This window comes from Acinetobacter sp. YH12052, assembly GCF_013419835.1.
Lineage (GTDB): Bacteria > Pseudomonadota > Gammaproteobacteria > Pseudomonadales > Moraxellaceae > Acinetobacter > Acinetobacter amyesii.
This window is the reverse complement of record NZ_VOZI01000005.1, coordinates 48,734-70,322: the sequence shown is the minus strand read 5'-3', so window position 1 is coordinate 70,322 and position 21,589 is coordinate 48,734. Positions and strand designations below refer to the sequence as shown.

15 protein-coding genes and 1 pseudogene are annotated in these 21,589 nt (G+C 40.6%); 12 read left to right on the top strand and 4 right to left on the bottom strand.

Annotated elements, in window-relative coordinates:
- The first annotated feature begins 283 nt into the window (after positions 1-283).
- Together FTU06_RS04890 and FTU06_RS04885 are read left to right on the top strand one after the other, a co-directional pair.
- Positions 284-736: a DedA family protein gene (locus FTU06_RS04890; protein WP_373684691.1), complete on the top strand. Its 453-nt coding sequence runs from the start codon at positions 284-286 to the stop codon at positions 734-736.
- A gap of 77 nt (positions 737-813) precedes the next feature.
- Positions 814-1,494 carry a hypothetical protein gene (locus tag FTU06_RS04885; RefSeq protein ID WP_180145291.1) on the top strand — a complete coding sequence of 227 codons (681 nt, stop codon included), beginning with the start codon at positions 814-816 and terminating at the stop codon, positions 1,492-1,494.
- Positions 1,495-1,563: 69 nt separating this feature from the next.
- Here the strand turns inward: FTU06_RS04885 and coq7 are convergent, their stop codons facing one another.
- Both coq7 and FTU06_RS04875 read right to left on the bottom strand, forming a co-directional pair.
- A complete protein-coding gene (gene coq7, locus FTU06_RS04880; protein WP_078188555.1) occupies positions 1,564-2,199 on the bottom strand; it encodes a 2-polyprenyl-3-methyl-6-methoxy-1,4-benzoquinone monooxygenase in 636 nt (211 codons plus the stop codon).
- A gap of 3 nt (positions 2,200-2,202) precedes the next feature.
- Positions 2,203-3,522 carry an MFS transporter gene (locus FTU06_RS04875; RefSeq protein ID WP_180027036.1) on the bottom strand — a complete coding sequence of 440 codons (1,320 nt, stop codon included), beginning with the start codon at positions 3,520-3,522 and terminating at the stop codon, positions 2,203-2,205.
- A gap of 177 nt (positions 3,523-3,699) precedes the next feature.
- Between FTU06_RS04875 and FTU06_RS04870 the strand changes: the two genes are divergently transcribed.
- The 6 genes and pseudogenes from FTU06_RS04870 (at position 3,700) to rapA (ending at position 16,233) form a co-directional block, all read left to right on the top strand.
- On the top strand, positions 3,700-6,441 hold the full coding sequence (locus FTU06_RS04870; RefSeq protein ID WP_180088185.1) for an autotransporter assembly complex family protein: 2,742 nt from the start codon (positions 3,700-3,702) through the stop codon (positions 6,439-6,441).
- Between the two features lie 21 nt (positions 6,442-6,462).
- Positions 6,463-10,983: a translocation/assembly module TamB domain-containing protein gene (locus FTU06_RS04865; protein WP_180145288.1), complete on the top strand. Its 4,521-nt coding sequence runs from the start codon at positions 6,463-6,465 to the stop codon at positions 10,981-10,983.
- Positions 10,984-11,321: 338 nt separating this feature from the next.
- Positions 11,322-11,652 (top strand): annotated as a pseudogene (locus tag FTU06_RS16775) (IS3 family transposase); the annotation flags it as partial.
- Positions 11,653-11,771: 119 nt separating this feature from the next.
- Positions 11,772-12,476 carry a phosphopantetheine-binding protein gene (locus tag FTU06_RS04860; RefSeq protein WP_180007925.1) on the top strand — a complete coding sequence of 235 codons (705 nt, stop codon included), beginning with the start codon at positions 11,772-11,774 and terminating at the stop codon, positions 12,474-12,476.
- 133 nt (positions 12,477-12,609) lie between these two features.
- Positions 12,610-13,254, top strand: a complete 645-nt coding sequence (locus tag FTU06_RS04855; RefSeq protein WP_180145285.1) for an RluA family pseudouridine synthase — start codon at positions 12,610-12,612, stop codon at positions 13,252-13,254.
- A gap of 141 nt (positions 13,255-13,395) precedes the next feature.
- A complete protein-coding gene (gene rapA, locus FTU06_RS04850) occupies positions 13,396-16,233 on the top strand; it encodes an RNA polymerase-associated protein RapA (RefSeq protein ID WP_180145282.1) in 2,838 nt (945 codons plus the stop codon).
- Positions 16,234-16,343: 110 nt separating this feature from the next.
- On the opposite strand, the gene FTU06_RS04845 is transcribed toward rapA, so the two are convergent.
- Positions 16,344-16,781: a hypothetical protein gene (locus FTU06_RS04845; protein ID WP_180145280.1), complete on the bottom strand. Its 438-nt coding sequence runs from the start codon at positions 16,779-16,781 to the stop codon at positions 16,344-16,346.
- A gap of 514 nt (positions 16,782-17,295) precedes the next feature.
- Here FTU06_RS04845 and FTU06_RS04840 point away from each other — a divergent pair.
- Both FTU06_RS04840 and FTU06_RS04835 read left to right on the top strand, forming a co-directional pair.
- Complete coding sequence (locus tag FTU06_RS04840) at positions 17,296-17,559, top strand: PAAR domain-containing protein (protein ID WP_078193592.1); 264 nt, start codon at positions 17,296-17,298, stop codon at positions 17,557-17,559.
- 106 nt (positions 17,560-17,665) lie between these two features.
- Positions 17,666-18,463, top strand: coding sequence for an alpha/beta fold hydrolase (locus FTU06_RS04835; RefSeq protein WP_180145277.1), 798 nt, complete (start codon positions 17,666-17,668; stop codon positions 18,461-18,463).
- A 64-nt stretch (positions 18,464-18,527) separates the two neighbouring features.
- Here the strand turns inward: FTU06_RS04835 and fabR are convergent, their stop codons facing one another.
- Entirely contained in the window at positions 18,528-19,202 is a 675-nt protein-coding gene (gene fabR, locus FTU06_RS04830; RefSeq protein WP_372491111.1) for an HTH-type transcriptional repressor FabR, read from the bottom strand.
- Between the two features lie 168 nt (positions 19,203-19,370).
- Here fabR and FTU06_RS04825 point away from each other — a divergent pair, with 168 nt between their 5' ends.
- Both FTU06_RS04825 and FTU06_RS04820 read left to right on the top strand, forming a co-directional pair.
- The gene (locus FTU06_RS04825; RefSeq protein ID WP_180145274.1) at positions 19,371-20,438 is read left to right on the top strand and encodes a ferredoxin reductase; all 1,068 of its coding nucleotides are present in this window, start codon (positions 19,371-19,373) and stop codon (positions 20,436-20,438) included.
- Between the two features lie 12 nt (positions 20,439-20,450).
- Positions 20,451-21,545, top strand: coding sequence for an acyl-CoA desaturase (locus FTU06_RS04820; protein ID WP_180040084.1), 1,095 nt, complete (start codon positions 20,451-20,453; stop codon positions 21,543-21,545).
- Positions 21,546-21,589 lie beyond the last annotated feature (44 nt).

Sequence of the window (21,589 nt, the reverse complement as noted above, 5' to 3'; positions counted from 1 at the left end):
AATGAAACGAAATGTTTTCAATGCACATGAGTGATATTTCAAATGTCCCTAAATATCCCAAGTAGACAATAACAAAAATATTCAAATCCTGTCATGGTATGCGCTAGCGTATAGGCTGTCTCAGGATTACATTATCTTTTTAGCTTCCAAATAATGATATGAACTGGACGGATCTGATTCAGCACTATGGCTATATTGCGATTTTTATTGGCACATTGTTTGAAGGAGAAACAGTGCTGATGATTGGCGCCTATGACGTCCATCAACACATACTTCATTTCCAATGTTGATTGCAGTGGCGATGTTAGGCAGTTTTATTGGCGATCAGTTTTATTATCAAATGGGCGCTCGCTATGGGCAAAAACTCATCCAGACTAATGCTGAATTTGCACAAAAATTCGATCGTGCGAGCCAGTTTATTGAACGTTATCCTATTTTGACCATTTTATTTATGCGCTTTGCTTGGGGTTTTAGAACTATTTTACCTATTGCAGTCGGTGTGCGTGCTTATCCTGTTTGGAAATATGTGCTGATTAATCTGGTCGCCTGTTTTATTTGGGCGATGTTGGTCGCTACGATTGGCTTTCAAATGAGTCATTATTTACATCTGTTTTGGGCGAAAATGTTGTCTTATCATCAAGATATTTACATCGTTATTGCCGTTATTTTATGTATCGTATTCTTCCGTGTGCTCTATACGGTGTTGAAGTGGTGGCGTAAGCATCATCAACATTGATAAAGTGAACGTGGCTGATCTGATAAAATCGTCAAAACATAATCAAAAGATTTAAAGGGATATTTAGTGAGCGCAATATGGGCTTAGGTTATGGTGCGGGTGCGGGAGGTTTCCTTATTATTTGCTTTGCGATTTTGGTGCTATTTATTGTCATTGCGATTTGGTTGAGTTGGAATAATTGGTATAAAAAGCAAAAAAATCGACCATATAAAGTAAATGCGGTACTTAAAATTGGTTTATCTGGCGTATTGTTTTTCCCTTTATTTGTTGCAGTAACGCTGGGATTGTTCGTGATTTCAGATCTTAGTTCTGACTATGCAGAGTGGCAGCATCAAAAGAAAATTCATATACAGTTGCAGGAACCCTTAAACTTTGGAGAGGTTGTACTGCCTGAAGGCACGTGGATTAACCGATCATTTGAAACCGACTATACTCTGGAACAGATGACTGATATTCGTCAAGGTCTGACTTCGGCTCGTTTTCCACAGCCTATTCAAATAGCTGGATTTGATGTTATTGCATTTGAGCTGGATCGTCATTTATTGCTGGAATTGGCACATGATCATTCTGTTGTGATTAATAACCAAAAGGAAATTTGTCCGGCAGGATGGCTGCTTGAATTAGGTGGATCAGGTTATCCGTCCACTGAGCAACTTTATAGTTTGAATTTTGATTGGTTTACACCAAGTCGATGGCGGCCTATAAACTGTTTTGATGGCGAAGGAATTATTGTATTAGAGTCAAAACATTACTTATGAAAAAGCCTGCATCATTGCAGGCTTTTTGTTCACTATTTATAAAACTTAGCGACAATCATTAGAAAAGCATTAAATGTAATAACTGGTTTTGGTCATCAGCTTTGAAATACCAGTCATGGCAATACGAACTGGAACAGGAAGGTCTACACCACCTGCATTGAGTGCTGTATCACGGTGATGCAGCTCATCTTCATTCATTTGCACTAAAATTTTACGTGAACGTTCGTCTTGTTCAGGAAGTTGGCGGATGTGATCTTCTAAATGCAGGCTCACTTGACGCTCAGTTTCAGCGACAAAACCTAGGCTGTATTTATCACCGGCAATACCTGCCAATGCACCCATCCCAAAAGAAAGGCCGTACCAAACAGGGTTGAGCAGACTGGTATGGCTGTCTAATTCTTTTAAGCGGTCTTCACACCAAGCCAAATGGTCTTGTTCCTCAATCGCAGCTTGTTCCATTTCACGGCGTACGTTCGGCAGTTTCGCGGTGAGGGCTTGGCCATGATAAAGCGCTTGAGCACACACTTCACCACTATGGTTGACCCGCATTAGACCTGCCACATGGCGTGCTTCGCTGACTGCAAGTTGCGTTTTTTCAGCAACAGACGGGTTTTCACGATGTGCAGCCGTTGCTCCGGGAACTAAACTACGTAAGGCCTGATCAAATGAGTGAATAAGTTTGTCGACACCTGTAAATTGACGCATGGATTAATCCTCCAGAGAGACTTGCGTAGTTTGAAGCAAAGGTTTGATGTGTAATAGCAGCCAAATACAAAAGATAGCACTGAGCACTGCGGTTATACAAAAAAGTATTTTAATATCAATCTTTAAAACACTTAGAATGATAATTGAAAATATAGCAGAAGATACCATAAATACCGCATTTAAAATGTTGTTTGCGGCAACGACTCGTGCACGATGTGAGCGTGGAGAGTATGCTTGCATCATTGCATAGAGCGGAACGATGTAAAAACCGCCACTAATACCCAATAAAGTCACGGCAATCATGACATGGTAATAGCCCCAACCTTGATGAAAAACTTCTGAAAGGGTAATGAGTGGGCCAGTTTGAGTCGGGACGAGGGTCAAACTAAATGCTAAATACAGTGCAAATACCGTTAAACCTACAGCACCGATGGGAACCATCTTAATATTGACTTGAGTGCCGCCTAATTTACGACAAAGTAATGAACCCACGCCCACACCGACAGAGAAAAAGGTCAATAGCAAGCTAACGACATTTTCAGAGGCATGTAGGTTTTGCTGGGTCATTTGTGGAATTTGGGTGAGGTAGGTTGCACCATAAAACCAATACCACGAGTTCCCCAATAAAATGGTAAAAATCAGCGGCAAACTTTTGGCATATTTCATCGTTTGGTAACTGGTACGGAAAAAGTTCCAATCGATTTTTAAATCAGGTGTTGTGACATTTTGCTTAAGAATAAAACGACTGGTGATATAACCTAAAATGGCGATGGTCATTACCGTCAGGCTGATCCACATTAAATTGCCTTGAGATGAAGCAATCACTGCACCGCCCAAAATCATCCCGAATAAAATTGCCATGGATGTTGCCGATTGGAAGAGCGCATTGCCTGACATCAGCTCATTGGGCTTTAAAATTTCAGGCAAAATTGCATATTTGATTGGACCAAAAAATGTCGAATGGGTCCCCATCAAAAATAAAGCCAGCAACAATAACCATAAATGACCGGTCAGAAAGCCAATACTGCCGATGATCATGATGATAATTTCTAAAATTTTGATGCCACGGACAAGTTGTGAACGTTCAAACTTATCTGCGATCTGTCCCGCTGTCGCTGAAAAAATAAAGTAGGGTAAAATAAACAATAATGCAGCCAGATTGTTTAGCGTGCTGATGGGTAATGCCTGTTGTTGGATTAATCCATAGGTAATGACCAACAATAAAGCCTGTTTATAGACATTGTCATTGAGCGCCCCAAAAAATTGGGTCAAAAACATAGGCAGGAAACGGCGTGTACCTAGCAGATGTTCGTTGTTATTCATAAGCGTCTTGCTACATTAAGTTTTATTAAGAAATGTGAGTGATTGGTAAAATCTCTAAAAAAATCATGTAATATGTTTTTGAGTTTGGAGATGGCGAAAAACCAATAGATATAAGATCTTTAGCTCTACATCTGGTTGACTAAGTCCATTACATAATGAAATTTGTTAGAGTTTGCTATGCCTGCAAAAATCAAGTTTAAAAAAACAATGCTTCATCACAGTATGGCTCACTGCATACGACAGCATCATAGCAATAAAAGTCTATATATGAGCATCTTTTTGACCTTGTGTGCTCAGCATAGTTTCGCCCAAACTCCCGCAGAAACGGTTCCAACATCTACCGATACAAAAGCAGAGATTGTTGCTGAAATCAAGGATGAGGCTGTAAAGCAAGGGCTATCGACGCCTGAAGCAATTGAAAAAATTGAAAATATAAATGAACCAGAAGAATCTGTTGATAGCATGAAAATGCTGCAAGAACAGCAGCAAGCAGGAACTCAACTACAAGAATTTAAACCCATTGAGTTTGAAGATTTAGAAAACTTACCCGTGACACCTGTTGATCAAAACATGGCGAATGAAATCTTCCAAGTTGCTGAAGAAGCCAAACGTCAAGCGCAGGAGTACCGTGCAACACAGCAAACAGAAGTTGCTGTTGCAGATATTACCCAAAAAGAGTTAACGGAAATTAACCAAGCGCCAGTCAATATTGATCAGCTCATGGGTGAAATTCGTTCGGATAATGAAATTACCGCGACACGAAATGAAAATGCCAATACTCTGCAAGAGCTGCATAACCCAACAGTTGAGGATGATGCAGAGCCGGGTATTTTCAAGCGCTTATTATATAAAGTACGTCCGCCACGTCAGATGAACACGGCAAAAGTGCCACGAATTAGTGCGGATGTTGAAATTACATCAGCACATAATACCAGTCAAACGTCGAGTAAAGCCTACGGTGCGGCACTGGAAGATCTCAAAGCCAATATTAAAGGCAAGCTTTCAAGTTTTACTCAAGAATCCTTTAGTGATTTTCCATCAGCTTTGCCTCAATTACGTAGCTTGTCCAATCAAGCCGCGCAAGCCGTGGGTTTCTATCAATCTGAATTCAAATTTGAAAAAGTGTCTGACAGCAAAGTTCGTGTATTGGTTACACCAAATACGCCTGTGCAAATTGAAAAACAGAATGTTGAATTTTCTGGGGCTGGGGCGAACCAAGCTCAGTTTCAGGTGATTGGTGTATTACCAGATCAGGAAGAAGGTGACATTCTTAATCATGGTAAATACGAAACGACGAAAGGCCGAATTAATGATGCAGCAACTAATAACGGTTATTTCGACTCGTACTGGCGTTTGCACGATGTAAGAGTGGCTCAACCACAAAATACAGCCGATATCAATTTGCGCTTTGAAACGGGCGAGCGTTATAAGCTGGGCGAAGTCGAATTTAGAATGAGTGATCCGAATGCAGAGTTTCCATTGGATCGCGATATTTTAGAAAGCTTGGTGACGTGGAAAGACGGTGCTGACTATACTTTCTGGCGTGTGAATGGTTTGGCCAATAACCTGACGAACTCGCGCTATTTTAACTACACCTTGGTTGATGCGATTCGACCAGACCCGATTGAAAAGCCGCTTGAACTGCCCCCGGATATTCAAACCTTGGTCGATCAAAATCAGTTGTCTGAAAGTTCACAAGTGGTGAAAGATAAAACTGAAGTGATGTCGAATAAAGAAGTCACGCAAAAAGTGGTTGATGAAGACCAATTTGCGGGGGTGAATGATGCAGAGCAATCCTCTAAATTACGCAGTTTGCAAGATACGCAAGATGCCAAACAAGCAGAACAAGATCGCTTAAAAGCGCAAGCACGCGAAGATAAAAAAGTCCCTGTGATCGTGACACTGAATGCAGACAAGCTGAATAGTGCAGAAATTGGTGCAGGTTTTGGTACTGATACAGGCACACGTGTTCGTGGCCAGTATCGCCGTGCCATTGTAAACAAACGTGGTCATTCTTTTGACGCCAACATGGAAGTATCCAAAATCCGTCAATCGATTGATGGTCGCTATAACATCCCATATAACCATCCATTAAATGACTATGTCAGTTTGGTTGGTGGTTATGAACGTGAAGAACGTGATGATGTCGGTCAAGGTGTTAATCTTTCCATTGAGTCTGCTGTAGCGGGTGTGGACCGGATTATTAAAAACCCCCGTGGTAGTTGGCAGCATACATTTGGTTTACGTTATCGTTTGGACCGTATTACTGATGACGGACTTAATCCTAGTGATGACATTCCAGATGCATTCTTGGTGAATACCAACAATGAACAACAGTCCTTGATGTTTGGCTATGAAATTTCTCGAACCGACTCTGATAAACGTGTGAATCCAAGTAAAGGGATAAAGCAAACCTATAAAGTTGAAGTCGGAAGTGAAAGCTTACTTTCGGATGTTGATATGGCGATCTTGAATGCGGGCTGGCGCTTTATTTATTCATTGGGTGAAAATGATAATCACCAGTTCGTGGGGCGCAGTGATGTAGGTTATATTCTGACAGAGAACTTTGATAAAGTTCCTTATAACTTACGCTATTTTACCGGTGGTGACCAAACCATTCGCGGCTTTGACTATAAGAGTTTAGCGGCTGAAGAAGATGGCTATAAAATTGGTGGTCAAGTTTTGGCAACTGGCTCATTAGAATATAACTACCAATTTAAAGAAGGTTGGCGTGCTGCGGTCTTTAGTGACTTCGGTAATGCTTACGATAAAGACTTTAATACACCGACTGCATATAGCGCAGGTGTGGGGATACGTTGGGCATCGCCAATTGGTCCAATTCGTTTAGATGTGGCTACGGGACTTTCTGACGACAGCAAACCAATTCGTTTACATTTCTTTATTGGTTCACAATTATAATTTTTAGGTGATGTGTTTTTTATGACTGAACAAGAGCAGCAAGAACCAGAAAACGAAACGCCGGTAGAACAACTGCCGAAGAAGCGTCGTATTCTTCGAAGTGTCATTTTGACCTTCGTGTTCGTGCTTATCTTTTTGGTGGCTGCATTAGCAGTTATGTTCTCTACAGACAAAGGCAGTAAGTTTTTACTTGACCGTGTTCTGGAACGTCAGCAAATCATTCACTATGAATATGAAGGTGGTAACCTGTGGCGGGGCATTATTCTACGAAATGTCCTCGTTACGCTAAAACCTGTCGATGTAAAGATTGACCGTGCCGATATTACACTCGGCTGGCGCGCCATTATTAATAAAGAAATTCATTTAAATAAGGCAGATGTTAAAAATCTGCAAATTATTACCAAGACACCGCCAAGCGATAAACCTTTTGCATTTAGTGAAATCCGTCTGCCTTTCGTACTTCGTGTCGATCATGCAGATCTAGATCATATGCTGATTAAAACCCATAGTTCTGGTGTGGATTTCTATGACATTGAATTAAATGAAGCGCTTTGGTCAGGGACGGAATTAAAATTTGAAGATACCCGTATGGATATGGGGTATTTGTCCGTGCGCCAAGCCTCGGGGAATATGAAATTTGAAGGCAAGTATCCGCTAAATGCTGTGGGGATTGTTAATTTACCTTCATTACGTGAAAGCCTGAAAATTCATGATATTCAAGTGGTGGCTAAAGGATCTCTTGATACGATTCAAGCCGGTGTGGCAACTCATACGCCTGATCTTTTAACAGGATGGGCAGTGGTCCATCCAATGCGTCCACATGTCCCGATGTTTGGTGCGCTTAAATTTAAAAACTATCATTTACCTTTACTGACTGAGCAAAAGCTCTTTGCTAAAAATGGGCTGGCAAAATTCAAAGGGGATATTCAGCGTCTCAATTTAGATTTAGACACGGACCTGAGCGGGGCCAATATTCCTGAGGGTAAATATACTGCGCTCATGAGTACGGACTTGGTCAACCAACTTGATATTTCTAACCTAAATGGTCAAGTGATGGGCGGTGCTGTCAATTTGGGTGGCGTGGTGAGTTGGAAAGATCAGGTCACTTGGGATGTAAGTGGTCGTTTGGATAAAATTAATCCAAAACATAAGCTGATCCCGCAAGTGGTTCAAGATTTTCTACCTGTAAATTTAAACAGTAAGATTGCGTCCAAAGGGACCCTTGAAAAAGGTATGCACTTGACGGCGTTGGTGGATTTTGACCAATATGAAACTTGGAATTTAAAACTCGATCAAGCGCCTGCCAAAAATAATAAAGCTCAGCCGATGCTGATGGATGTGTCTTGGAAAAATATAGACCGTGCAGTGCCATATGTTGGATGGTTGAGTAGTGATTCGGGCAATGTGCAATTGGCGCTTACAGAAGGTCAGCAGAACATCAACGTGGCGACCACCGTGTCAAGACATGAAAAAGGTGCTCTGCCTGCTGGACAATATCAAGCCAAACTGAATCTGAAAAATAACAATCTCAATGTCCCTGCCTTTAGTTATGTGGCCGACAAAGGTCAGCTCAAAGGTAATGCAGTTGTAGAATTGCCTGATCAAAAACGTATGCTGAAATGGCAAGCCAATGTACAAGCACAGCAGTTCAATCCGCAAACCATCGTAGCTGCTGCGCCTGTCGATCAAATTACAGGGTCATTAAAAGCCAATGGTTATGCAAAACCAAATCAACAGATTATTCAGCTGAATAATATTGATTTGTTAGGCCGACTAGCACAGCAAAATGAAACGGTTCATTTAACAGGTAAATCTACTGCTGCGCTGACTTTCCATGATGAGAAACAAGGTGGAGGCTTTAAAGCTTTTGCTGTGAATTATAATGGTGGCCTCAATGCAAGCCAAGTTGCCGCAAGTAAAGGCAGTTTGATTTTCAAAGTATCGGGTACACCTGAATTAATTAAAATAGCCGAGCTACGTCATGATGGCGTGGCAGGTAAAATTTCTGCCAATGGACAAGTTTTACTACAAAAAGCCATTGGTTGGGATATCAATGCATCACTGGTGCATTTTAAGCCGCATTACTTTGCCTCAAATGTACGGGGTGAATTATCTGGAAATTTAAAAACCAGTGGTGTGTGGTCAGATACGCTAAAACGTATTCAAATTGAACGTCTGAATTTGGCAGGTATGATCAATAACAAACCTGTCCGTGGTCAAGGTAACTTGGCGATGGTGATTAATTCAAATCAATCTGGTTTTATGCCAAAACAGTTTGAAGCGAATAATTTACTGTTGGCTTATGCCAATAACCAAATTCAAGCCACAGGTAATGCACAAAATTTACAATTGAAAATTAATGCACCGGCATTATATGAAATTTATGCAGGCCTACGTGGACGTGCTTATGGCTACTTAAATGTTCAAGCACAACCACGACTGCAAGCATCTGCCAATATCGCAATAGATGATTTTGCTTTTAATAATTTATTCAGTGTGAAAAAAATACGGGTGCAAGGCGAGTTGCCAACTTCTGCGACTTCACCAAGTTTATTAACGGCAACGATGGATAATTTACGCAGTAACAACCGTGAGATTGTGAAAGGTCAAATTTCACTGGCCGGTACACGTAATGCGCATTTGTTAAAAGTCAGTGCTGAGAATAAATTATCAAAATTTTATGTGCAGTTAGCCGGTGGTTTTAATGCACAAAATAATTGGCTCGGTCAGATTCAAAAAGGCGATTTTGACTCCTTGCGTACGCGTCTTGTACAGCGTCAAAATGCGTCGATTATTTACAACACGGCACAGTCTGACTTATTTGTCGGTGCGCATTGTTGGATGAGTCAGCAAAGTGAATTATGTTTTGATCAGCCGATTCGTGTGAATAAAAACCGCGGCAATGTATCTTTTGTGACAAAGAACCTAGACTTAAATGATTTTGCAGCATTTATGCCTGAAGGCCTGGCGATTACGGGTAAAGTGAATGGTTATGCGAAAGCGTCTTGGGCGAAAGGTGCAAAACCTAAAATTGATGCACGTTTAGTGACTCGTGACGGTTTACTCGGTTTAGCGGCTGAAGATCCACAGTATTTAGCATCCACTTTAAAATATGACGAAGTAGGTTTGATTGCGAAAAGTGTCGCTGAAGGGCTACAAATTCGACTCGATACCAAAGCCCCAGATATTGGTACAGGTTATGCCAATATTATTATTGATCCGTATAAAGCCAATAAACCGATCCGTGGTGAAGTGGCCTTTAACCAAGTTCAATTGAAAATCTTAAAACCATTTATACAAGATGTCCGTTCAATGGGCGGTACGTTGTCTTATGCGGCAAAAATTAGCGGAACATTGTCACAGCCTTTAATGGATGGTGAGATTCGAGTGAAAAATGGCTCGATTAGCATGATTTCATTGCCTGTGAACTTGACCAATATTCAGTTGTATTCTGCTGTACGTCAAAACCATGCGACGATTGATGGTGCATTTAACAGTGGGCGTGGTGTGGGCAAATTAACCGGAAATATTGACTGGAAAAATGATCCACGTATCCAGTTGAATTTAACGGGTAATGAAATGTTGGTCCGTCAAGCGCCATTGATCACCGCTGTTGTAACGCCTGATTTATCTTTAGATGTGCTGCCTTTCAGTAAGAAATTAACATTAAAAGGTAAAATTGATGTGCCGCGTGCATTGATTTCGATGCCAGAATCGTCTGCAACAGTGGTTGGGGTATCTTCAGATGTACGTGTGGTACATGAAGGTGATAACCAACTTGAAATCTTAAAATCGGCACGTCCTTGGGATATTCGCGCAGATGTACAGGTGAACATTGGTAATCAAGTGATTTTCCAAGGTTTTGATAGTCGAATTCCGTTGATTGGTCGTTTGAATTTGACACAACGTGGTTTAGAAACAGCAATGCGTGCCAATGGTGCAATCGGTGTTTCACAACGTGTGAAAATTGAAGCCTATGGTCAAAGTCTGGACTTGAACCGTGCGATTGCCCGTTTTAATGGACCATTGGCAAATCCAACGTTAGATATCGATGCAAATAAAGCCGTGCAAGGTAGTACAGTTGGGGTTCGTGTGACGGGTACGGCATCAAGTCCTGCAATTCAGGTGTATAACGATGCAGGTCTGTCTGAACAAGAAGCCTTAAATGCCTTAATTACAGGTCGTATTAATGAAGGAAGTTCAGGTTTAAGTCAGGCGGAAGGTTTCCGTTCTGATGTGAACAATACGATTGCAGCAGCCGGTATTAGTATGGGCTTGGGTGGTACACGTGCATTGACCAATCAAATTGGTCGTACATTTGGTCTGAGTGGTTTGGCACTCGATGCTCAAGGAACAGGAGATGATACTCAGGTTTCACTGACGGGTTATATTACACCTGATTTATTCATTCGTTATGGTGTAGGGGTATTTACACCAGTGAATAAACTGACCTTACGTTATCAAATGAATCAACGTTTGTATTTGGAAGCGAGTCAGTCTTTAGAACGTGCAATTGACTTGTTTTATAATTGGCGTTTCTAAGGTGTTGAATTATAAGTGATAATTTAAGGTTTTAATAAAAATTCTTGTTTATGGCTGATCTAATAATTTTTAGACTAGACAAAAATAGGTCTATAAAGCGGTTTTGTGTAACACAACCCTTTAAGAAAGATCCTACAATCATACATATTTGAAGTGCTTAAAGCGGGTGTAGAGCTATTAAAAAATAAAAGAGGTGTGTTTCCACAAACAGTAGCTCAAACAATTGGCTTCAAAAAAGTATTAAATTTGTTGAGAGAAGGATCAGGAAATTTGGACAATTGACATAAGTATATTTGTCTCCCTAAATGATGTTGTAAACATCAATATATCAGTATTTTATGGCACATGGACCAAGAAGAAATCATTCAAATGATTTTAAAGCTAAGTGAGCATTTGCTGCGATTAAAGCGGAAAAACACTTGTTGAATTAAGTGCTGAATTTGATTTTATCAAAACCAAATTATCGACTGGGAAAATCAATTGATCGCAGCCTCATTGCAAGCTTTCGATCAATTAAAAGCTCTTATAGAACTGCAAATTGATCTAAAAAAAACTACATGCAAAAATCGGCGAGCAGGCATGAAAAAGTGATTTTTCAGAAGGTGTGTTGAAGAAAATGGGGCGCTTCAACCACAAAAGTTAATTTGCAGCTCACTTCAAATTTCAGTTTTAGTTGTCCAACAAGTGAAATCACCTCCAAGTACATCATCATAAGATGAAAGCCACTTTGAGACTCGGTTCTGCGGTAACATAACTGTTGTTCCAACATGAGTTTTTACCGAGCCCGTATGCTTTACCCAATGCCTAAAAAAATCCAATTTGCACCTTCTCAAGCGAAATGGCAGCTGTCATCAACACAGTCGGTATTGGTGCTGGTTGGTTTACAAAATTTACGCATGCAGCAGGGCATACAAGATACGCAGCTGATGGAAAATTTGATCCAACTGACCAATAAAGCCAAAGCCTTAGAGATTCCAATTGTCGATTTATATGGTGATGATTTACTTCAAGGCATGCAGCAGCTCGGTGAATATGCAACAACACACCCGCAGCTCATCTTTGCAGGGCAAATCACGCCTATGCTGAAACAGATCTTGCCGCATCTATACAGCGTGACAGAGCAAATCTGTATTGTTGATGACGCAATTGTGCTGAATAATCAGGAACAGCATATTCTGTGGGTGGACTCCATATCAGGCCAAGGTATCCATCATATGAGTAGTTATAATTTGATGCGGCTTTGGAATCTGTCAGCGCCAACGGAATTCGTCTTGTCGGCCAAAGGCATATTATTGGCTATCGCAGAACAGTTAGATATGGACGCATTGGAAATAGATCCCTTAATCGATTTACGCAGTTATGGGCTCGATTCCATTGCCATGGTCAGCTTAATTGGGTTGTGGCGTGCCAATGGTGCAAACATCCGTTATGAAGACTTTTTAGATGGTGCAAGTTTAAAAGCATTGCTAGAAAAATTGCTCAATACAGATTAAACAAAGCCAATTGGAATTATTTTTGTTCTAAATCGGAAAATACGTCGGGAAATATAGCTTTGTGCATTGTAATTGTTGGCTAAGCTTTTTATTATTGCCGCCTTGTTTTTCGAGATCAGAACTGGATTGAACTTTGAGTAATTTTCTAACCGAACACCTGATACATCGTGACACTGACTTTATGGTGATCCATAAACCAGCAGGTTTACTCACAGTTCCGGGAAAAACAGCAGATTTACAAGACTGTGTTATCAATCGATTATTAAAAATTGAACCGAATACCTTGCTCATCCATCGTTTGGATCGTGATACCTCAGGTATTTTGGTTTTTGCATTAACCCGTCAAGGGCAAAATCGAATTTCACGCCAGTTTCAAGAACGTCAAACTTCAAAAACATATCAGGCATTGGTTGCGGGTACGCTCGAAGGTGAAGGTACTATTGATGTACCCGTCGTGTATGACCCAGAACATCCGCCACTGCATATTGCCGATTCTGCACATAATAAGCCTGCACTTACGCATTGGAAAGCCACTGAACATTTTAAGATTCAGGGTCAAGCCGTAACACGTGTAGTTTTAACGCCTATTACCGGTCGATCACATCAGCTTCGTGTTCATATGCAATATTTAGGTCATCCTATTGTTGGTGATACTTTGTATGCAACACCTGAACAACAGCAGCTGATGCCGCGCTTATGTTTACATGCTGAGCGTTTGAGTTTTAACCATCCTGAAACAGAGCAAACAGTGGAATTTCACTGTCCTGTACCATTTTAGGAAAATCATTTAAATCCCTAAGAATTCTGCTCACTATTTAGTGGGCTTTATGTCAAAATATATTGCTTTATGGTCTAGATTTTTGCTCAAATAACGTTCACAGTTTGAGCATAATATTTTCAGACCGAACTTGAGAAAAAGGTGGAAAAATTGCAGCAGTTTGCTATTGGTCAACGTTGGTTATCAGATACAGAAACGGAACTGGGTTTAGGTGTTCTTATTGATGTTGATGAGCGATCGGTCAGCATTTTATTCCCGAAAAGTGATGAAACTCGTGTCTATGCCCGTCACAATGCACCTTTATCTCGTATTGTTTTCAATGTAAATGACGAAGTCCAAGACCAAGAAGGTCAAATTTGGATTGTTGAATCGCTTGAAGACCGTGGTGGTGTGGTGCGTTATAATGCGGTACGCAAACTTGCCGATGGTACAGAAGAGCGTAAAGCACTGAATGAAACACGGATTGGTGCAAGTATTCAGTTAGCAAAACCATTAGACCGTTTACTTGCAAGCCAAGTGGACTATAAAGAATGGTATGACCTGCGTATCGAAGCACTGCTTCTTCAAGCCAATATGAAGTCTAGCCCTTTACGTGGCTTAGTGGGTTCACGTGTGGGTCTCATTCCTCACCAACTGTATATTGCACATGAGGTGGGTAAACGTTTTGCTCCACGTGTATTACTTGCTGACGAAGTAGGTCTGGGTAAAACCATCGAAGCGGGTCTGATCATTCATCAACAGCTTAAAACCGGTCGTTCTGAACGTATCTTGGTATTAGTCCCAGATTCATTGCAATATCAATGGATGATTGAAATGCGTCGTCGTTTCAATCTTGAGTTCTCATTATTTGATCTAACACGTACAGCATCGATTAAAGAACACGATCCAGACCTCAACCCATTCTTAACTGAACAATGCATCATTGCGAGTGTCGATTTGATGATCGACCATGATGACTTGCGTGAACAAGCGCTTGAAGCTGGTTTTGATTTGCTCGTGGTCGATGAAGCCCATCATTTAATGTGGTCAGAAGAAGAAGGCGGCAATGACCGTTATGACCTTGTTGAAGAACTTGCTGAAAAAACACCGGGTGTTCTGTTATTAACCGCAACGCCTGAACAATTAGGTGTAGAAAGTCACTTTGCACGTTTACGTCTGCTCGATCCACAACGTTTTAGTTCGCTTGATCGTTTCTTGGATGAAGAAGAGCAGTATCACCAAACAGCTAAAATTGCTGAAGTGCTGATGTCTGATCTGCCACTCGAAGAAGAGCATTTGGCAGCGATTGAAAAACTATTAGGTCATCGTATTACTGACGAGCCAGAACAACGCTTCCGTGCTATTCATGAGTTATTAGATCGTCATGGTACCGGTCGTATTTTATTCCGTAATACCCGTGAAGCGATTCAAGGTTTCCCAGGTCGTGACTGTCAGCCTGCGCCATTACCTGCACCTGAAAACTGGTCTAAAGATGGCAAGCTACGTGAACAAATGTGGCCTGAAGAAGCGCAGCTTGATGGCTCGTGGATGGAAACAGACCCACGTGTGATGTGGTTGATGGAGCGTCTGCGTACAGACCTGAAACACAAAAAAGTGTTATTGATTGCACGTAGTGGTCCAGTGGTTGAGTCTTTAGAAAATGTACTTCGTTTGCATGCGGGTATTCGCACAGCGATGTTCCATGAAGGCATGAGCTTATTAGAGCGTGACCAAGCAGCAGCTTACTTTGCTGAAGAGTCATACGGCGCGCAAATTTTACTCTGTTCAGAAATTGGTTCTGAAGGTCGTAACTTCCAGTTTGCATCGGACCTTGTGTTATTTGACTTACCTGCCAACCCAGACGTACTTGAACAACGTATTGGCCGTTTAGACCGTATTGGTCAAGAAAATCGTATTCAAATTCATGTGCCTTATCTGGTTGGTACTGCTCAAGAGCGTATGTTCCGTTGGTATAACGAAGCATTAAATATTTTCTGTAATATCTCGCCGACTGCGCAAACCTTACAAGAAAACTTCATCGTCAATCTGAAAGATTGTTTGTTGGCAGATAAAGGCCAAGAGTTTGAAGATTTGCTCGAAGCGGTTAGTGTACAACGTGAAGCACTTGAAGCTGAACTTCAAGAAGGTCGTGACCGTTTACTTGAGTACAACTCTTGCCGTCCAATCGTGGCACAAGAAATTGTGACTGCACTTGAAGACTACGATGACAATACAACCTTGCCAATGTTTATGAAGCGCTTCATGGCGTCTACAAACATTGATTTTGATGAGCAAAGTAATGGTACCGTGATCATCAAGCCAACGGATCAAATGCAAGTTCAGGGTCTGACTTTGGATGAAGAAGGCATGACGGCGACGTTCTATCGTGACCAAGCACAGATCCGTGAAGATGCTCAGTATTTAACACTTGAGCATCCATTCACTGAAAGTGTGATGGAAATGATTAATACACAAAGCTTTGGTAGTACCAACGTTGCTGTGTTGAAATCGGCAGCTTTACCACAAGGTTCTGTGTTAATGGAAGTGTGGTTTAAAGTCGATGTGGTTGCACCAAAAGCATTGAATTTGCCGTCAAGTTTGCCACAACAGTTGGTTCGTGTATTACTGAGCGAAAAAGGTCAGGATTTATCGCAAAAAATTGCACCTGAAATTTTACGTCCTTATTTACATCATCTTGATGGTAACAGTTGCCGCCAAGTGGTTAAGGCACGTCGTGATGTCATTGAACAGCGTTATACGCAAGCGCTGGAAATTGCACGTGGTGCCTTACCGGGCTTTAAACAACAAGCCAAAGAAATCTACGGTAGCAAATGGCAGTATGAAATTGACCGTTTGACTTATTTGAAGCAGTTCAACCCAAGTATTCGTGAAGACGAAATTGCACGTTTACAAAAACTGCAAAAAGAAGGTTTAACGCTGCTTGATGGTCTGGCGGTTACACCAGAAGCGATTCAAATTATGGTAGTGGTTAAGCCATAATTTTAAATTATAAAAAAAGCACCTTCGGGTGCTTTTTTATAGCTATATTTATAACTACAAAATCAATCACGACAGATTTAAGCTAAGTCTAGGTTTTGTAATATTTATTTTTAATCTAAATTGTCGACATCGGCATAAAAAAAGTAACTATTCTTCAGCAATTCTACAGCTTGATCAAAATCTTCATGTTCATCCAACATATAAAATATGCCATCGAGCTTTGTATAGTCCGGATGATTTTTTGCTAACTGAATTTGGATCGTACTTCGTTCTGCTTGGCTGCGTGTTGCATAATGAGCAGTAAGTAAATCAAAATTGATGTCATTACATAGCGGCTGTTTTAAGGCAATGGCACCGCAATAATCATGTATTTCAGGTAATAAACGTAAGACTAAATCAGCTTCTTTGCTTGCCGCCACGATCAGCTCTGGGTCTGCGGTCTTACACAAGGCCAGTATTTCTGTTAATAGGGTTGTTTCATCCAGTGTATGGTCTAACACGATGACTTTTTGCGGTTGAGTTAAATCAAAGTCATTTATTAAAAACATAAAACCTCCTGAAAATAGAATGGTTATGCTTTATTTATCTGCGCTATAAATATGTAGTTGTGCTAAGTATCAAATCTAAAAAGTTACTAAAAATGGTTTTGGATAATGTGTTCAGTCTATGAGCGTTCTAAAGATAATCATGGTGTAGAAATGCAACATTTTCTGATTCGAAGCTCAGTTAAATATGAAATTGTTAAAATAGGGCGCTACACTTCATGCACATTGCTATATCTAATATACAAGCTTTGATTCGTAAAAGAATCGGCATCGCGACATAAGCTGTCGTTATTGATATCGATTGAATCATGAAAGTGAAATGATTAAATGTATTCGGACATATAGCGATAGCATCATATTCAAATGATTGATCACGAACTGTCAAAATGTCGTGTTTTGATGATTTAGTTAAGTAAAGTTTTGACTTGGTTAAATTTATACGTCGATGCTAGCGAGTTGAGGGCAGTTCCGTTAAAATGCTTCAAATTTCAGTAGTTCGTTAGAAGAAAATAAAAATATGAAATCTTTAATTACCTTAGGTAGTAAAACGTCACACGGTGGTGTGGTTTCAGAATGTGAACCTTCATTTGTGATTAATGGTATTGCGGTGCATTTAAATGGCATGAAACATTATTGCCCGAAATGTAATTCGACTGTGGCTGCGATCGCGGCAGATCAAAGTACAACGGTAAAGGGGCGTGGTGTTGTGGTTGCTGGAGATAAAACCACTTGTGGCGCAACCTTTTTACCAAATCAATCAATGGTCGGTTCACAAAAATAATCTGCATACTGACTTTTAGGTCATCTAGATAAGCTCTTCGAGTCCTGTTTAAATCGTATTGATCTCTTTATGATGTGGCATCATCAGCTGATTAGATGAGTTTTACATGAAAAGCGCGATCCATTTTACCCATGCCAATGGTATTCCTGCCGCGAGTTATCGAAAGTTTTTATCTTACTTTTCACCGCAATTTGATGTGAAGGCGATTCCGCTGATTGGTATGGATGAGCGCTATCCGATCACCAAAGATTGGCGATATTTGGTCGAACAAGTCATTGCAGATATTGAGCACCAATTTCCAAAGCAACAAGTGATTGGGCTTGGGCATTCTTTTGGCTCTTTAGTCACCCTGATGGCGGCTTATAAACGTCCAGATTTGTTTTCACAACTGATCATTATGGATCCACCTTTCGTAATCGGCCCTAAGTCCGCAATTTTTGAAGGCATGCAAAAATTAAAGCTCAAAGCAGTCGATAAAATTACCCCAGCAGCAATTACATTGAAGCGTAATGACCATTGGCCAAATTTGGATGAAGCCTATACGGCACTACGGAATAATCGTTTATTTAAAAGTTTTGATGCGCAGTGTTTTGAAGATTATTTTACACAAGGCATTCAAGCTGATGAAAAACGCGGTGGCGTGACCCTCAGCATTCCAAAAGCCGTGGAAGCACAAATTTTCCGTACAGTGCCTGCATGGTGGTGGCGTACTCCACGTAAAGCCCCTCAAATGCCTGTACACCTGATCACGGCTGATGGCAGCCATTTTTATAAACAAGGTTTGCCTGACGGAATGAAGAAAACTTATGGTATAGATTATAGTGTAGTTGAAGGTGGACACATGTTCCCTCTGGAGCAGCCGAAACAGACAGCGCTACACGTCATGCAGTACTTACAGCATTAGAAAAATATATTTTGCTCATAAAAAAGGAGACCTGAACGTCTCCTTTATTTCTCACCGTTAATTTTTAGCGAATCTGTGCTTCGTCTAAATGGCGAGCACCTTCCAAGATCATACGAATCATAATCATGGTTTGTTCGGCAACTTCTTTGCGTTGTTCTGTCGGTAGATCAATGACTTTTGCACCCATGTTAAACACCAATTGGGTAATACCACGTGCCACGATGTCAGGATGAGCCAACTTGCTCTGATTTAAACGTTCTAGGACGATTAAATCTTCTCTTAATTCTTGTTGGAAATAGTTAAGTTGACGCTCAACAGCATTTTTATAAGAATGCGAACCAGTGTAGCCTTCACGGAGTAACAGGCTTAGGTTACCTTCATCGGCATCTAGCTGTTGAATAAATACTTCAACTGAACTACGAATAATACTGCTTTGGCGTGATGCCTGAAGGCGTGCTTCATGCAGAATTTGACGTAACACACCGCCAGCTCGATCAATCAACTCAATGGCTAATTCATCAATATCTTTGAAGTGACGATAAAAACTATTTGGAGCAATGCCAGCTTCACGTGCAACTTCACGCAAACTCAGTGATGAAATACTTTTTTGTGGACCAATTAAATTAAGCGCTGCCTGAAACAGTTCTTCCTTGGTAATCGTTGCTTTACGACCTACAGTGCGAACTGCAAGTGGAGTTTCAGCTTCAGAATGTAATTCTTCCTGGTACATGTTAACCATATTCGTCTGTGCAGACTGAGTCATATTTTTTAATAGATTAAAAACATTAACATATTATAGCGTCTGCTAATAGCTTTTGTGAAAATGTCGATTAAATGCACAATCGTATATACAAATATATATACATGTGTATAATAATTAAAAACCTCCCATGAGTTGTATTTGATTATGCATGTACTCGAAAAAGCGAAAAAGCCTTTAAACGCAATCAAAGACAGTGTTGTAGACGTAAATGCGGTAAATTTCTGGTTGCAGAAATTTAATCCGTTATGGTCTGGTAATCAGACACTCGGCAAAATTGTACAAAAAGAAAATGCAGCAAATGAGATGGTCAGCCTAACCATACAGGTGAACCGTTTATTTAAAATTGGCGAAGCTGGTCAGCATCATCCTGTTTTTGCTCGCGTAAATGGTATCCGTTACGAACGTACTTATAGTTTGACTCAGTTAGATGATCAACACGTATTGCTTAGTGTAAAAAAAGTGAATACGGGTATTGTGAGTACTTGGCTCGTAGAACAAGCGCAAGTGGGTGATATCTTAGAATTTGGTCAGCCTTTTGGTGATATGACCTTGGTGTCAAATTCTACACCGTTGCTACTATTGGCTGCGGGTAGTGGTATTACGCCTATGTTGAGTTTATTGAAAGCGATGAGCAAAACCAAGCAAATTGCGGAGCAACCAATTCAGTTAATGTACTGGGTTAAGTATCACGATGATGCCGCATTCAAATTACGCTTCGAAGCTTTGGCAAATCAATATCCAAACTTTAAATTTCAAATTTTCTTTACCCAAGAAGATGTTGCCGATCCACGATTAAATGCCGCTCACGCTGCTCAAATTGACGACATTGAGCACAGTACTGTGTTTGCATGTGGTCCATCGGGTTTCGTCACTCAGGCCGAAGCGTTATTTGATCATGCACAGTGCTTTATGAGTGAAGCATTTAGCATGAGCCCAATTGCAACAGATGACATTGGCTTTGTGAATGTCACACTTACACAATCCAATAAAACCGTCAGTATTCCAAAAGGCCAATCGATTCTAGCCAGTCTTGAGCAGCAAAATATCAAACCTAATCACGGTTGCCGCATGGGCATTTGTAATAAATGTGCCTGCAATAAAGTAGAAGGTTCGACTAAAAATATGGTCAATGGTAGCCAAAATACAGAGCCGGGTAATTTACTCAAAATTTGTGTGAACTCAGCACAGTCAGATCTTGTTATTGATTTATAAGGTAGAAAAAATATGAACATGCCTGTAAAAATTGAATATTTTAAAAATCCCAAAAACCGTGAGTTAACCCAATCGCAATTAGACGAACTTGCGCGTGAGCTTGATGCGATTAAGCAAGAAGTTTTAGACGACTTAGGTGAAAAAGACGCGAAATACATTCGCCGTGTGTATTCGACAGTTCGTTATTCATCTATGGCGGGTCGTGCTTTATTGTTTGCAGGTTGGTTCCCACCAGCGTGGATTTTGGGCACAGGTCTTTTAGGTTTTGCCAAAATCATGGAAAACATGGAATTGGGTCATAATGTCATGCACGGTCAATATGACTGGATGAACGATCCTAAATTCAATGGTCAGACCTATGAGTGGGATATCGTGGGTACAGCAGATAACTGGCGCCAAACACATAATTTTAAACATCATACCTATACCAACATTAAAGGTATGGATGATGACATTGGTTATGGTCTCGTTCGTTTGTTCCCAGAACAGCGTTGGAAGCCGGGCTATTTATTACAACCGATTTATAGCATTCCATTTTGCTTATTGTTCCAATGGGGTGTTGCCATTCAAAACCTTGAATTGGGTAAATACTTCAAAGGTCGCAAAACAAAACAGCAGACTAAAGAAGAATGGAAACCAATGCAAGCCAAAATCGGCAAGCAATTATTTAAAGACTATGTGTTCTTCCCGCTTATTGCAGGGCCTGCAGCATTACCCGTGCTTACAGGGAACCTAGTGGCAAATGGTCTTCGTAATATTTGGACGTTTAGTATTATTTTCTGTGGTCACTTTACCAAAGATGTTGAAGTTTTCCCGAAAAAAGTACTTGAAAATGAAAGCCGTGGACATTGGTACATGCGTCAAATTCGTGGTTCTTCAAACCTTACCGGTTCAGAAGCATTTCATATTTTGACAGGGCATTTAAGCCATCAGATCGAACACCATTTATACCCAGATGTTCCTGCGCGTCGTTATCGTAAAATGGCGCCAAAAGTACAGGCGGTATGTGAAAAATATGGTTTGAACTATAATAACGCAAGCTTGGTGAAACAGTACGGCAGTGTTATCAAACGTATTGTGAAATATGCGTTTCCATTTAAAAAGTAATAAAAGCTAGGCTTGAGTTGCTGAATCAAAAAAAAGCCATGCAT